Origin of the sequence: Sphingobium lactosutens, assembly GCF_013393185.1 — a bacterium.
In the GTDB taxonomy this organism is placed as follows: Bacteria; Pseudomonadota; Alphaproteobacteria; order Sphingomonadales; family Sphingomonadaceae; genus Sphingobium; species Sphingobium lactosutens_A.
The window spans coordinates 1-13,924 of record NZ_QJQX01000074.1 but is presented as its reverse complement, the minus strand read 5'-3'; the positions used below and the strand labels follow the sequence as shown (position 1 = coordinate 13,924).

At 55.5% G+C, this 13,924-nt stretch carries 17 protein-coding genes; 8 read left to right on the top strand and 9 right to left on the bottom strand.

Features of this window, described 5'->3' with window-relative positions:
* Positions 1–100 precede the first annotated feature (100 nt).
* Positions 101–865: a hypothetical protein gene (locus DM806_RS20335; protein WP_179044987.1), complete on the bottom strand. Its 765-nt coding sequence runs from the start codon at positions 863–865 to the stop codon at positions 101–103.
* A gap of 120 nt (positions 866–985) precedes the next feature.
* Here DM806_RS20335 and DM806_RS20330 point away from each other — a divergent pair, with 120 nt between their 5' ends.
* From DM806_RS20330 to DM806_RS20295, 8 genes are all read left to right on the top strand, one after another.
* Positions 986–1,915, top strand: coding sequence for a hypothetical protein (locus DM806_RS20330; protein WP_179044986.1), 930 nt, complete (start codon positions 986–988; stop codon positions 1,913–1,915).
* Positions 1,912–2,520: a hypothetical protein gene (locus DM806_RS20325; protein WP_179044985.1), complete on the top strand. Its 609-nt coding sequence runs from the start codon at positions 1,912–1,914 to the stop codon at positions 2,518–2,520. Before DM806_RS20330 ends, DM806_RS20325 begins: the two co-directional genes overlap by 4 nt.
* Positions 2,517–3,374 (top strand): hypothetical protein, encoded by an 858-nt coding sequence (locus tag DM806_RS20320; RefSeq protein ID WP_179044984.1) that lies wholly within the window; start codon positions 2,517–2,519, stop codon positions 3,372–3,374. The genes DM806_RS20325 and DM806_RS20320 overlap by 4 nt, the downstream gene beginning before the upstream one ends.
* Before the next feature lie 756 nt (positions 3,375–4,130).
* Positions 4,131–4,472, top strand: a complete 342-nt coding sequence (locus DM806_RS20315) for a hypothetical protein (protein WP_179044983.1) — start codon at positions 4,131–4,133, stop codon at positions 4,470–4,472.
* 8 nt (positions 4,473–4,480) lie between these two features.
* The gene (locus tag DM806_RS20310) at positions 4,481–5,041 is read left to right on the top strand and encodes a hypothetical protein (RefSeq protein WP_179044982.1); all 561 of its coding nucleotides are present in this window, start codon (positions 4,481–4,483) and stop codon (positions 5,039–5,041) included.
* A 47-nt stretch (positions 5,042–5,088) separates the two neighbouring features.
* Positions 5,089–5,463, top strand: coding sequence for a hypothetical protein (locus DM806_RS20305; protein WP_179044981.1), 375 nt, complete (start codon positions 5,089–5,091; stop codon positions 5,461–5,463).
* Positions 5,460–5,816 (top strand): hypothetical protein, encoded by a 357-nt coding sequence (locus tag DM806_RS20300; RefSeq protein ID WP_179044980.1) that lies wholly within the window; start codon positions 5,460–5,462, stop codon positions 5,814–5,816. The genes DM806_RS20305 and DM806_RS20300 overlap by 4 nt, the downstream gene beginning before the upstream one ends.
* The gene (locus DM806_RS20295) at positions 5,813–6,022 is read left to right on the top strand and encodes a hypothetical protein (RefSeq protein ID WP_179044979.1); all 210 of its coding nucleotides are present in this window, start codon (positions 5,813–5,815) and stop codon (positions 6,020–6,022) included. Before DM806_RS20300 ends, DM806_RS20295 begins: the two co-directional genes overlap by 4 nt.
* A gap of 36 nt (positions 6,023–6,058) precedes the next feature.
* On the opposite strand, the gene DM806_RS20290 is transcribed toward DM806_RS20295, so the two are convergent.
* From DM806_RS20290 to tnpC, 8 genes are all read right to left on the bottom strand, one after another.
* Complete coding sequence (locus DM806_RS20290) at positions 6,059–6,256, bottom strand: hypothetical protein (RefSeq protein ID WP_179044978.1); 198 nt, start codon at positions 6,254–6,256, stop codon at positions 6,059–6,061.
* 130 nt (positions 6,257–6,386) lie between these two features.
* Positions 6,387–6,557: a hypothetical protein gene (locus DM806_RS20285; RefSeq protein WP_179044977.1), complete on the bottom strand. Its 171-nt coding sequence runs from the start codon at positions 6,555–6,557 to the stop codon at positions 6,387–6,389.
* Complete coding sequence (locus tag DM806_RS20280; RefSeq protein ID WP_179044976.1) at positions 6,557–6,757, bottom strand: hypothetical protein; 201 nt, start codon at positions 6,755–6,757, stop codon at positions 6,557–6,559. Before DM806_RS20280 ends, DM806_RS20285 begins: the two co-directional genes overlap by 1 nt.
* Positions 6,758–6,777: 20 nt before the next feature.
* The gene (locus tag DM806_RS27020) at positions 6,778–7,902 is read right to left on the bottom strand and encodes a hypothetical protein (protein WP_218647590.1); all 1,125 of its coding nucleotides are present in this window, start codon (positions 7,900–7,902) and stop codon (positions 6,778–6,780) included.
* 266 nt (positions 7,903–8,168) lie between these two features.
* On the bottom strand, positions 8,169–8,408 hold the full coding sequence (locus tag DM806_RS27015; protein ID WP_218647589.1) for a hypothetical protein: 240 nt from the start codon (positions 8,406–8,408) through the stop codon (positions 8,169–8,171).
* A 216-nt stretch (positions 8,409–8,624) separates the two neighbouring features.
* Entirely contained in the window at positions 8,625–8,984 is a 360-nt protein-coding gene (locus DM806_RS20270) for a hypothetical protein (RefSeq protein WP_179044974.1), read from the bottom strand.
* 70 nt (positions 8,985–9,054) lie between these two features.
* Complete coding sequence (locus DM806_RS20265) at positions 9,055–12,783, bottom strand: hypothetical protein (RefSeq protein WP_179044972.1); 3,729 nt, start codon at positions 12,781–12,783, stop codon at positions 9,055–9,057.
* A gap of 24 nt (positions 12,784–12,807) precedes the next feature.
* Positions 12,808–13,924: IS66 family transposase (tnpC, locus tag DM806_RS20260; RefSeq protein WP_179044973.1), on the bottom strand; the 1,117-nt coding region annotated here is incomplete at its 5' end.

Below are 13,924 nucleotides of genomic sequence, written 5' to 3'. Positions count from 1 at the left end.
CAATTAACGAACAGGACGCTCCGTCGGAGCTGCTCAGTCTTGTAAGTTGACTCCTAAAAGAGAAGCCCTAGCTGCTAAACTCGGCTGGGGCTTTTTGCTCTCATAGAAATTGACTAGGGCCATACCGTTTGTCGAAACGCGCAAGGTCGCCTTTGAAAAAGAAATGCACGATCAGGAGATTTGATGGGTCTGCGCGGCACTTGTCGATCAATCCCTGCCAATCGCTCACCGAGAGGCGGTGATAGCGCCACGAGTTGCGGGCTAATTCGACGCCATCAATTCCATTCCACACGCCAGCCCAAATCCGCTCTTCCATGTTACGCGTCATCCAACGATGTATTTCGGCTGCATTACCCTCGCTGGCATCTACCATCACCATCCAACCGACGCCCATGAGGACCGGAGCAAATGCCTGTTTTGTCCTCGCGACGAAACGCAGAGGTCGGGGGTAATCCTGTCGCGAATGTTTGTTGTAAAGAGACAGTCGCCTTTTCTGCTCTTGTTCAATTCCATGCTGGACTGCTGGCGTGAGTTGAGCAGGGGATAAGTCGCGTACCAGCTTATGCGCTTCCTTTTGATCCTCGAAACTGATGACTAGTTCGCATTGGCTAATAAGGTCGACGGCATCCCTCAAAAAAGAAGGCAGATCTTCCTCGCCCTTAGCGTTATCTGGGTGGTCCTCCCATCGCCAGAACTTGCCGGTCTTATCCTTTTGAAAGAACCTGACCCGCCCGCGTCGGTTTATCAGCTTCACCATGCGCAGGATCATTTCGCTGCCGTAGCATGACGGATTGTGCGGCAGATGCACGTCCCAGCCAAGCCCTTCGTCTTCCACAGAAATCAGCCGTTTCGGTGCGTCGATCATGGGACTGCTAAAACGCCAACTTCCAAAAATGTAGTTAATTTCTGCCCCTCGATCAAACGGCCCCAGAACGAAATCACCGGATCACAACGACCGGGTTTTTGTAGAAAGGTACGTTTTAATATGTCGAACGAAGTTACTACCCCCGCCGCCGAAGCCATCACGCTCTCGGACAAGGTGACGGCACCGCAGTTGGGCGGTCAGGCCGTGGCGGCCCCGGCGACTGATCCGGCTGTCACCGGAATGTCCCGCAAGGAAATGGAAGAGGCTCTTCCTTCAAATGCAGTTGACGTGCTGGAGGCCTTCGCCACTGCCCGTACTGAGTTCGCTAACCAAATCGAAGAAGGCAAGCCGCTTGGCGGTGACGCCCTCTGGGAGTGTACCAAGCTGGTCAAAGACCACTTCGACACCATGCTTGTCGCGGAAGCTGCTGCCTACAACAGCGCAGAAGAGCGCCATGCCACTAGCTTGGCCATGGGCTACCAGAATGCACTCGATTGGCTGTCGAACAGGGAAGAATTGCTCAAGCAACTGGTGAAGCGGGGCTTGACCCCGGTGAACGACGACTTCGGGTTGCTTCGTCAGATTGCCAAGTTGCAGTTGGGTTTTTACAAAGCGACCAAGACGGCCACCGTTTGGACCGTTACGAGCCGCCGCGACGAGCGCCAAGGTTCATTCTACTGCATTTTCTACCGAAACCCGGAGAAATTCGCCGTCGAAACCCTGCGCAAGACGATCCTCACGCATAAGGGCAAGTCCGGTGGTATCTTGGAAGCTGCCAAGCCCAAAAAGGGCGAGATTTCCAAGGAGGAACACGATCACAATTACCAGATGGCACGGAAGGCTGCTCCGCTGGCCAAAGCTCACGCTCCTCATGCGAAATGGGGTGATGAGGGGACGTATGTGCTGGTGCTTGCCCGTGTAGAAAGTCACGGCCTCGACATTGTTGAGCAGATTGCGGGTCAGAATACACTGACAAAGAAGCTGGCTGATGCCTACACGGCAAAAGCAGCTCTCACCGTGCCGAGCGAACCGGCTTCCGAAGCGGAATGACCGAACTAAAGAAGTGGAGTCGGCCAGCAGAAATGCTGGCCGCCCACCACGGCGACCGCTTCCTGCTCTTCCCAGAACAGGAATTCATCAATCTAGGCATTCCGTTCGCGATCCGACGCAGCACTAATGATGTGATGCTGGCCGAACTCGCCAAAATGCCCCTCAAGCCAATTCAAATGCCAGAACTGCCGGGGCGTGTAAGCAGCTATCTCGAATGGGTGGAGATGTTTCGCAGATCAAGCAAAACACATGAAAACCGGCTATCCAAGAACTATTCGAGAGCGAAAAAACTATATCGGCAGCAGGAGGAGAAACATTCCTCTGACCCGCCATTAAATGAAGAGGATGCAGAATTCCTCAAGTTAGCTTTGTTCGACGAGCAGCGTATCAAATACTATTTTGAGAGGGCGGCCGAACTCTGGAACGGGCTGACGGAGGAAGACCGCAAATACCTAGCAGCGCCGCCAGGACGGTTCACATGGGCCTGTAGCTACCCGCTCGATGCCGGTTGGCCGTTCCTCCATTGGGCGCCCAACGAACCACCTCAACGGGTGCGACAGTTGGAACTCCTCACATGGGCAGTCGAAAACGAGGGGGCGGCTTGATCGCCGCTCCCCCACACAAGGAATTTCCATTGGCATTTGCAGCATTCATCATCAGCCATGCTGATGCAGACCCGGACAGGAGAGCCGCGAGGTTCGCCGTCCATAACGAACAAATTGACGAGTGGCTGGCTCACACCAACATTCCGATCCACATCGTATCGATGAATTACCAGAAGGGTGATTATCGCACCGATCCCCGCATCACCTATCATGACATCTCTGCCCGTAAGACCAGCGCAGCGCGGCACGAAGCGTTCAAGCTGTTCTACGGGAGTGAAGCGGAATGGGGCGTCATCATGGACAACGATGCGATGCTCTACCATGCCCCGCAGCACAATTCGGCCTACGGATTGATCCGTGAAATGGAACAGCAGTTGGCGTCATATAGCGGGCTGGGCATGTTCGTGCCGATAGACCCACGGAAGATGCCCTTCACGCAAAAGCTCGCATCAGACGCCTTCCAGTCCAATCACATTTTCGTGCGCCACATGGACGTGAAGGGCAGCATGATCTTCGTCCGCAATTTCAGAAGGGCCGGGCAGACAGAAATCTATCCCGACACGACCTATGATTGGTGCGAGGACGGCAAGCTGGCCATGGACGCCGTGGCGGTTGGCCATTCGGTAATGCGGTGCGAAAACATCGTGTTGAAGGAGAAGGGGCTGGCGTCCAGTGCGTTTGGTGCCGCCGATGTGGATCGCAAGCCGTTCATGCAGGCCGCCAACGAGCGCATGGTTCAGGAATTTGGTCCGCCGCTCGAAATGAAGGCCAGCAAGCCGCACCTGCTGGAGCGCAGATATTGGCTTACACAAGTGTGGAAGGGGCCGACGCAGTTGATCGTGCCGAAGCCCTGAGATGTTCTCTCAGCACTACATTGGTTCCGGTGTGTCCATGTATCCCTAACTGCATGGACATATCAGGATGGGGCGGGTTGGCGCGGTGCGGTCGCAATCTGGCTGCGTCAGCCCGTTTCCCTTCAATCGCCGATTTTCTCTCTGCCCGAACGGCGAGTTCCGAGGCGAAGCCGAGCCACCCAAAAGCGGAGCGTTGGCCGTCCGCAGGACAATGGGCGTCGCAGACAATGGGTGAGCGAAGCATCCCGTTCAACGAACTAATCGCAATCCGCACAGGCGGGTTTGACGGGCTTCTGAGCGAGAGCGAAGAAGTGCGGCGAAAACCGCGCGGTGCGGTAGTGTCGGATGTGATTTAGTTGGGAGGTGGAAAGGACGCTATATACTTCTACGAAGTAGATAGTGTTACTTCACTTCTCAGTTAAGTCATGTCCGATATGCCCTTATATAATAGAGGTGTTACTTCACTTCTCGGCTATCATGATGCCCAATCCACTAGGACTTACATCACTTCACGAGATTGCCCAGCAGTCGAGAATAATAGTGACAGCAGAAGTCCGAAGGCAGCATATTGGAACAGTGGCCAAAACGTTATGGCTCGCCCAATCCGTTTGATGCCGGTTTTGAAGCCCATCCGATAAATAGATCGAACGCCGAACACTACATCAATGCGTTTAACGAGTTAGAGGCCAAAAGCCTTTAGACCCCGGAGATTAGTAGTGTTCTATCCGGGGTCATTCTATTTGAGGAACACTACACATGACCTACAATTTCACCATTCCAGTTTCGGTATCGGCAACTCAGGTCGAGCAGCTTTTCGGTTACGAGGGCTTCGGCGATTTCTGCTGTATCGACCATCCCTTTCACCCATCTTGGTCGGAGGCACTTGCCGATCCAGACATGCGTTTGCTCGTCACGACGCATCCTGAGGGTGAGCAGCGCAAAGTCTGGGTGTCACACAAGATGCTTCAGCGCGGCCTTCGCCTTTTCGCCCGTGACTATCCAACGGAATTCGCATCGGCTTTGAATGGCGAAGGCGACGGGTGTGACTATTCCCGAATTGTGCAGCTTTCCGCCTTTGGCGAAGTCCGTTTCGGTTGAGGTGGAGCATGAAGATCATCACACCAGCAGACGTTCGCCCCGATGTTCTGGCCTATCTTGAAGGCTGGTACGATAAAGCCAAGAAGCGTCAGGAGCAGAACGAAAAAGAGTTCCTGCTTTCGTTCGGTGAATTCCTGAACCTCTGGGGTCGCCGCCGTCTCCGCACCCTTGCGCAGTGGATGGATGACGGATCGCTTTATGCCCGCAACCGCAAAAGCACGAAGACCGACCCAAACCTAAACGGCTACGTTCTCAGCCCGATCAGCTTTGCCGCCACCCAGCAGCCTGTCCGCACCGCCCAGAACATGCAGATTTGCACTCGTGGCAAAGCGCTTCAAGACTGCAAGATGAAGAAGGGCGACAAGCATTCCGAGAAGAGCAAGGCGAGGATCAGCAACAGCACCAAGGGCAAGCCGAAGTCCGCTAAACACCGCGCAAAGATCGCGGCAAGCTGCACAGGCGTGTCGAAAGGTCCGATGGACGACGCTGGCAAGCTGGCCCGCTCGGATGCCGCAAAGGCATATTGGGCGCGCAGGAAGGCCGAGGAAGCCGCTGCACAAATCGGCTAATCACAAGTGTGAAACCCGAAAGAACAGAACATAAGGGATATATCGCAATGTCGAATGAAATCGTAGATTTGCTGCTGAATGGCAGCGCAGAAGAAATTAAGACATATTCAAAGCATAAAAGTGGCGGCTACTCTATCCAGCACGTAGCATCGGTCTATCAAAAGCTGGGTCAGGCGTTTGGTAAAATCAGAATTGGTGAGCCAATTGATCCGTTCTTTGAACTGACGCAATCAGAGGACGATGATGGTAACACTGTTTGGGAAGTTGCCTTTTACCGTCTCGAAGACATGAGCGCAGTTCGCAAGTGGATGCAAAACCGCAAGGTCAAACTCACGCATGACGGCGATGGTATGTATGAAGGGACTATCCGCGATAGGGATACAGCCATTCTCGCCAAGCTGACTTGGGGAGGTGCGCAATGAGTGTTTCATTCCTTTACATCATCATTGGACTTCTGGCTATCTATATCCTGAACGTTGAAAGAAAGCTGGATACGCTCACCAATGCTGCTTTAGCTTTGGAGTCCGAAGTAAGTGATCGCCTAGTCCTTCTCGGAACAACGATTTCCAGCGTTTGCGAGTGCTACGATGGTGCATTCTCTAAACTCGGAATACAGCTTCAAGAGCAGTTCTTGGCAACACATGAAATTATGATTGAGCATCATACTGCTCTTGCTTCGGTAGGATTGATACAGGAACCTCATTTAACGGCAGTGGAAGAGGTTGCAGAAGGCAAGCTGTTGCAGTTTCCAGCAAGAAAGGAGCCAGCAGAATGACCAAGGTCACTGTCGCCACCCTCAAAGCGGATTATGTAGCGGCTCTGGCCAAGATCAAATCTGTCGCCGCTGGTAACTGGATTCCATTGCCCAATACAGCTGAATTTGAATTGGCAATGGAAGATGCGCGGCGAAAGCGCACCATATGGCAGATCGCTAGAAAGCAGGGATTAGAAGCCGCCATGCTTTGGAAACTGGCAAATTGAAGAAAGTCCCGGAATTGCTTCCGGGGCTTTTCCATATCAGGACGCAACGCTCATCGTGCGCGGCCATTGGAACAACAGCACATCCTCAGGCCCGCGAACTTCCACACGTTCGGCAACGCCAGTTTCGACAAGCTGCTTGGCCTGGCCCTGTGCATCAGCAAGAGGAAAACCCTTTAGCTTCTCGCTACCATCACGCCGCTTCCCGTTGATAAAACGGATAATTTCGTATTCCATACGGCTCTCCTGTTATTGATTTGCATCTATGCAGGAGGGGTAGGTTTTAAAGAGCGAGCAATTTCGGTTCGTCGCCGTCACGCTTCGTTCGATCGCCATTTCGCTTTTCACCACAGGATGGGGCTTTTCCTTATTCAGCGGCCTTGCTGCGCTTTCGCTTTTGGTAGAACTCGTCGCCGAAGCGATACACCCACCAGCAGATCGACAAGATAGCGGCCCACTCGTTGAGGGTGAACATCGCACCGAACGCCATCACGCCATTCACAATGTCGCCCGCGAATTTGACTGGATTGTCGATCATCAGAGGTTCCCCGCAAACGCTTCGTAGGCAGCGACGATCAGGGTAGCGGCAACGCCACTCTTGACCTTATGCTTGACCACGGTTGCTACGACAGTCTGCGTGACAGGGTTTTTCACCAGCCCCACAACTGAACGACCTACGAAGCCGAGAACCCCGGCCAACATTTTTCTTGTTTTTGCTTTCACTGCGACCCTCACCATTCTTATGTTTTTCCTGACCCTTAAACAGCCGGGCCAGTTAGCTTGAAGCAATCGACGGTCATGGTCGCCTGCAACGGATTTGAAGTGCTGATGTTGAAGCCGACGCCAATGCGATCCGGCCTTGCACCAAAAGCATCGCCAACCGGGGTCGAACCAACTGGAAGCCAGTTCTTGCCGCAACGGCTGACGTAAAATGTCAGGGTCGATCCCACGCATGATGCGCGGTAGAAATCGGGCTGGCTCTTGAAAACCTGTGCATCGCCAACCGGGCCATTATACCCGCCGACCAGACCTGTGAACTTGATGACGCCGAACGGCTGATACTCGTTCATCTGACCGCAGATGATGTGCCTGTTGGTTGTGCTGTCCATAATCATCAGGCCAGCCTTGCGGTAATCAGCTTCGTTCATGAGGATCGGAGCGCGGATAACGATGTCCCAATCCAGCGCCTTGTTTGTCAGCGTCTTGAAGGCCACGCGGCTAATATCGCCGGATACGCTCGCACCGCTCTGGATCAGCAAACCAGCATCGGTGTCGTCGGTCATCGTGATCTGCGTGGCGTCACCGGATAGCTTTGAGAAAGTGCTGGCCTGCGGAACGTCGAAATACCAAGGCTTGCCCGATCCACCGCCGCCGCTTGATGGCGTGACCCAGCCAACGGCATAGTTGGTCGCGCTGCTCTTCGCGAGAACCTGCCCGGTCGTGCCACCAGTTGGGATGCCGGTTAGCGTGACCCATGATGTGTTGTAATCGGTGCCATTGGTTTTGCGGAGAACCTGTCCCGTTGAACCGCCAGCAGGAACGCCAACGCCATTAGCGCCGGTCGCGCCAGTATTTCCGGTATCGCCTTTGTCACCCTTAGGACCAGTCGCGCCGGTCGCACCGGCTGCGCCATCAGCACCAGCAGGGCCAACATTGCCGGTATCGCCTTTATCGCCTTTCGGACCTTGTGCGCCGGTTGCACCAGCAGCGCCGTTCGCGCCCTTCGCAACACCAGCGTCAATGATCGCGCCGTCGGTGAGTGTCAGGAGCAGATGCCCGTTGCCGTCGATCACCGCATTGGAGACGCCGACGCCATCTTGACCGGGAGTGGAGCCGCCACTGCCAACGGGAATGAAAGCCTCCCAGACAGAGCCGTTGCTCATCTCAAGCGTAAGAGTGCCATCTGCGAAATTGAAGTCGGCAACGTCCGTACCAGCAGGACCGGGAACGCCGGGAGTACCAGCAGGGCCAGTATCGCCCTTGTCGCCTTTGTCTCCCTTTGGGCCTGGCACTGTGGAAGCTGCGCCCGCTGGGCCAGTCAATCCGATTGGGCCTTGCGCGCCTGTGTCACCCTTAGGACCGGGAACGGTCGAAGCAGCACCAGCAGGGCCGGTCGCACCAGTGTCACCCTTCGGGCCTTGCGCGCCGGTTAGGCCAGTATCGCCGCGATCACCTTTATCGCCCTTTGGTCCGGTTGCGCCGGTAGCACCAGCAGGGCCAGTAGGACCGGGGACGGTCGACGCCGCACCTGTGTCACCGCGATCACCCTTCGCGCCAGCAGGACCAGTTGCACCGACCAAGCCCTGAGGGCCGCGCTCGCCAGTGTCGCCCTTGTCGCCTTTCGGACCAGCGGCGCCGGTTGCGCCAGCGGGACCGGCAGAACCAACATTGCCGGTGTCGCCCTTGTCTCCCTTATCCCCTTTATCGCCCTTGGGACCGGCTGTGCCAGCAGGACCGGCGGGGCCAGCGTCACCGGACGGACCAGCAGGGCCAGTATCGCCCTGATCGCCTTTGGGGCCGGGAATGGGAACGAGGCCGGTAGTATATTGGACAGTGCCGGTTTCGGTTTGATTGAGTAGATCGGTGATCCCGATTTCTGTTGTCATTAGGCCACCCTGACCGCTGTTACGGTTCCTTCGATGATTGTCTCTGCGAGTTGATTGCCGGACCACTTCACCGACAGCGCGTGTTCAAATTCGCTGTCCTCACGAATGAAGCGCAGTTGGCTGTTGCGAATTACGATGGAGAAGGACTTCTCAAGATCGTCCCACAGCAAGCCTTCGCCCAAGGTGAGTTGCAGCTTGGAGCGCTCGTTTTCGCTGATGCTGAAAACTGCTTGTTCAGCAGTGTAGGGGATCGGTTCGCCGGTAGCGGTGTCGATCAGTCCGAACTTGTCGATATAGACAATCGCATCGGCATCAAGTGCCGGGATATGTCGGACTTCAATTGTTTTGTTTGTTGCCACCAGAGCGGCCCTCCTATCCGAACCATTTTGTTCGGATATTTAGTTGGAGGACCGTTCCAGCAGACTTATGTTAGGGCTTGCGCGGTGTGCCGTTCGTGGCTTGTAGGTAGTAATACCAGTCAGGGTTTTGACCTGCATTGATTTTAGCAGTTGCACTATCGATTTTGGTCTGGCGATAGCTGGCTGATGTGGCTTCAGCTTGGCGAATTTCAGGAGTATCCTCCCCCATGTCGAGCAACAGTGATGCTCCAACTAGAAGTTGATCCATCGCCTGACCGTCGCGTCCGTTGTTGGTGCCGTTATTGTTCCACGTATCCCAGCTACGAGCGGCGTTAGAACCCTGAGCGGCAGCTACCGCCGCGTGTGTTTTTGGCAAGTTCGCAGGATTGTTACCTGCCGCAGCGACCATTTGTGGCGTCCAGATAGATAGCTGGTATTCGATGCCAATCGCGTTCACCAACATGCCGCCGTTGATCCTTCCGGTGATGCGCTTAACGTGCATCGCAATTAGCCAATTCAAGATAGCTGCTGCCTTTGGCGAAGCTGCTCGAATTGCAGCGTTGAAGCCCAAGAAGTGACCAGCTTGAAGTGCTGACACCCAGTAGCCGATAAAGAAGTCATGCTGATAGATGCCGAGTTCGTCATTCCACATGCAAGGCCCGAAATCCTTTGCAGCAGCAAACACTGCATTGTTGCCGCCACCGCTGATGTTCGCTGGCACCTTTAGGAAGCCGGGTTCGCTATCGTAATAATTGTCATAAAATGATTCAAAGTCGAAAACTACGAAGTCCATAATTTCAGCTCGGCTGTAGAGCCTGTGGGAGTTGGCCGAAGCGGTTTTCCATGCCAATGCGGCGTGCATGAACTTCCACGCAGCGTCACGTGATGCAAATTCAGACGCATTTTCAAGTCGGTTGTTCAAAATCCAGTTCGCATAGAGCCTAGTTTGGTCAAAGAACTTGTGACCCAGCATTGCAAACAACGGCGATTGCCACATCAGCGAACCCCAATGAGGGAACTGGTGCGCGTGAGCAGAGTCGATTTGGTTCGTGCCGAAATATGGCTTGTCAGACGCCGCGCCCTTGGCCGGAACATTTACTCGAAGTGGGTTATATGACGACGCAATCTCGTATGAGCGTCCGCCCTGAATGTAATACGCCTGTTCAGGTGGAGTGCTTTGTTCGCCGCCACCATAGTAGTGGTTTCGCAAGGTGATATTGCGTCGAGGATCGCCTTTAAACAGCGGCGCGATGCTTCCCTTTTCCCAGCAGTGATATGGATCAGCAGCATATCCGTTGAGGTAGGCATATGCGATTTGCTTCCATGTCCTGCCGTCATGTGGTCGCGTAGAAGCTGCATTGCGCGCATAGCGAGCGACAGGCTCGGCTATAATCTGACGATCGCAACGCACACCGCCAGGACCAGTGATTGGCGAACGACCCATCTGGTTAAATGGATCATCCTTCAACCAGACGCTGGCATTTGGTGCCATGCCCTGTTCGTCATAGCCGAACTTCCACGGGCTTTGTGTGTTCTGACCAGCAGTGATGATCTCATTGTACGTGGTCTGCTCCCACGACATTTTGCGGCAGTTTGCGAAGCCGTTTAGCTGCTCGCCGGCTCCGGTCCTTAAGTCGCCTCCGTTGACCGAAGCGCCGCCTTCAGAACCGAAAGGAACTGGCATGTCGTAGGTCGGGACATTAGCCCAAATGTCGGCTTGGCTGTAAGCTGGTGGCTCAGCATGTGAGCGCCAGATGATCGACGAACGCACGGTGCCTTTCGGATACCACTTGTTCGCGGAGGTCACGACTGGATTGCCTCGTCCGTCGAGCGCTCCCCCCCATGAAACTGGCGAACTGGCCGAGTTCAAAGGCTGGCCATTTGGCTGTTCGATACGACCCAGCAAAGTGCCTGCGTTGTCGTAGATCAGCCATTTGTGCGGGACCATGTAACTGTTCTTGCCCGATGGATCACCGAACGGCGCATATGGCATTGTCGCTGCATCCCACTCGTAGCCGAACTGGAATTCAACAAAGGTGCCGATGCGATTGCCGACGCAGTGATAATTGATGCCACCGATGTTCGGCACCGGACCCTTTGGACCAACTTCTGTCCAAGGAGCCTGCTTGCCATATAGCCAACTATCCTCAAATCGGACGTTCTGATTGATCGGCTTTGTCATAACGAGTTCGTTCGGGTGAACGACACCTTCACCGGATGACCAGTCCTCAAGAACGGCCTTATAAGCGCGACCGGCAGGCAGAACCATGTCACCGATAGTGATTTCCATGTCGAAGGGGTTCTGACCAGCAGCTTGATAGCGAACTGTGACAGGAGCCTGTGCCGTTGAGATAGTGCGCGCATCAACGACGAGGTTTTGCAGATCGGCCGCGCTGATCGCACCCGATGAAACCGGGTCATAGCTGCGCTGCACATCGGGCCTACCGAACGAAACACCAAGCGATGCAACTTCCAGATTGTTGACCGAATCTGAGGTGTTGCCGATAGACGCATTGCATTGCAATTCCATCGAGGGCGTGATGCGCAGCTTGGCTTCGACCGGCTTTTCAGAACCAATCTGAACGCCATCAACATAGAATTTCACGACGCCGCCAACACCGCCAACGTTGTCGACATACTCAACTTCATAAGTCTTGAGGATGCCGGGACCGATAGCGAATGCTGGGTTTTGATCACTCTTGATTTGTGGAGGCGAGCTACCGCGACCGCATGTGACGATCATAGTGTTGCCGTCCCAATGTGGGCGTAGCGTGAATTCGCCGACCTGATAATGGAACAGGGAAGCGAGGATTGGATATTCTTCATTGATCGTGCCACGGAACGACAGCTTAATGCTTGGTGGTGCCTGTGTGGTCGTGTCGTCGGTTGTGGCTCTGAAGTTCAAGCCGAGAGCATCCGTGGTCAGGTAAATGTGCCTCATCAGCTTCAAACGACCACTGACCATTTCGCTGTTGTCGCCGGTCGCACCGCCTTGGCCGGAATAGATGCGTTTGTTCAGAACTGCTGATGCGGAAACTGCATCGCCCGCGTTCGCGTAGGGCGAACCTGCACTGGTGATTGCCCAATTAGTTGCAACGGGGACCGTAATGTCGGTGCGACGCTCAATGCGAAGGGGGAAATTCGTCGGGGCAGTTAGTGTGAAGTTCGCGGTCGATCCTGCGAGATAGATGCCGAGAGGGGTGATCGCGCCGGGTTCAGCGACGATTGCGCCGGAACCGGACATATCTAGCTCTTCATCAGATCCCGGTGGCTGCGGTGTTGGCGCATTAGTGAGGCCGAAAGTGGCAACAATGCTGCCATCGGATCGGGGGTAAGCCCAAATGCCCATACCGGCAGTCGTGCTATTTGCAGGAATGATGACCTCACCTTTTTGCGTGAGGTTCAACGGGGCTGCGCTGTTCATAAGCTGCGTCAGCAGGAAAATGCCGGTTCCACCAACAGGCAAGCCGGTGATCTTCGAGTAGTCCAGAATTGCAGGAATGCTGACCGAGCCGTCAACGCCATCGCGACCCTTGAGGCTAGCGAGCCATTCCTGTTCTGTGCCGACGAAGCCATTCTTAACGGCAAGTTCGTAGGCATCATCACCGGGTTGCAGTGTGCCTAGTTCAAGGATTTCGTTGATCGATTCCATAACAGCCGTAACCGCTTTGGTCGATGTCATGTTGTTCGGATAAACCGGAACAAACGAGTAGATGACGCCAGCAGCAGTTTGGCCGGGATAGGGATGCAGGAGTGTTAGAGTGCTTCGACTATCAACACTCTTGACGGGGTAGTCCAAGCCGCTGATGTGTAAGCGGTGGCCTCAGCCCACCGCGATCCAGGGCATGAGTTCATGAACGCGATTGGCGGGATGGCCCTTGGCGAGTGCTGTCAGGGTCTGGGCCAGCCAATCGTGGGGATTGATGTCGCCCAGCTTGCAGTTTTCGATGAGCGTGGCGATGACCGCCCAGTTGTCGCCGCCTTCGTCAGAGCCGGCGAAGAGCGCGTTCTTTCGGTTCAAAGCCAAGGGGCGGATTGATCGCTCGACGGTGTTGGTGTCGAGTTCGATGCGGCCGTCGTCGATGAAGCGGACGAGGCCAGCCCAGCGGCCGGTCGCATAGCGAATGGCTTCAGCCAGCTTGCTCTTGGCGCTGATCTGCCGGAGCCGGCCATCGAAATAGAGCTTGAGGTCCTCGATGATGATGCGGCTGCGTTCAGAGCGCTCAAGGCGGCGGTGTTCAGCGGTCGAGCCGCGCACCTCGTCTTCGATGGCATAGAGCATGGCGATCCGGCGCAATATCTCGGTCGCGACGGGAGAACTGGCGGCAAGATCGTAGAACTTGCGCCGGACATGGGACCAACAGAAGGCGAGGCTGAGCTGCTGCCCGCGCCGCTTGGCGAGAGCTGTATAGCCGCCATAACCATCGACCTGCAGGATGCCTGCAAAGTCTCCAAGGTGGATGTCGGGCCGCTCGGCCTTGCGGTCTGCCGCATAGACATAGGCGACCATCGGCGGACCTGCGCCACCCCATGGTCGATCATCGCGGGCATAGGCCCATAGCTGACCGGTCTTCGTTCTGCCGCGCCCTGGATCAAGCACCGGCGCGGTAGTCTCGTCGGCGAACAGGCGCTCGGATCGCCGGAGCTCCTCAAGGGTCCGGTCGCGCAGCGGCCGCAGATACCATGCTGCCCGGCCCACCCAGTCCGCCAGGGTGGAGCGATCGAGTCTGATATCCTGCCGGGCATAGATCTGAGCCTGCCGGTATAGCGGCACATGATCGGCATACTTTGAGACCAGCACCTGTGCAATCAGCGCTTCGGTCGGAATCCCGCCTTCGACTATGCGCGCCGGAGCGGGAGCCTGGACGATCGCGCCTTCACAGGAGCGACAGCCATAGCGCGGGCGGCGTGTCACCAGCACGCGGAAGGTGGTGGGCACA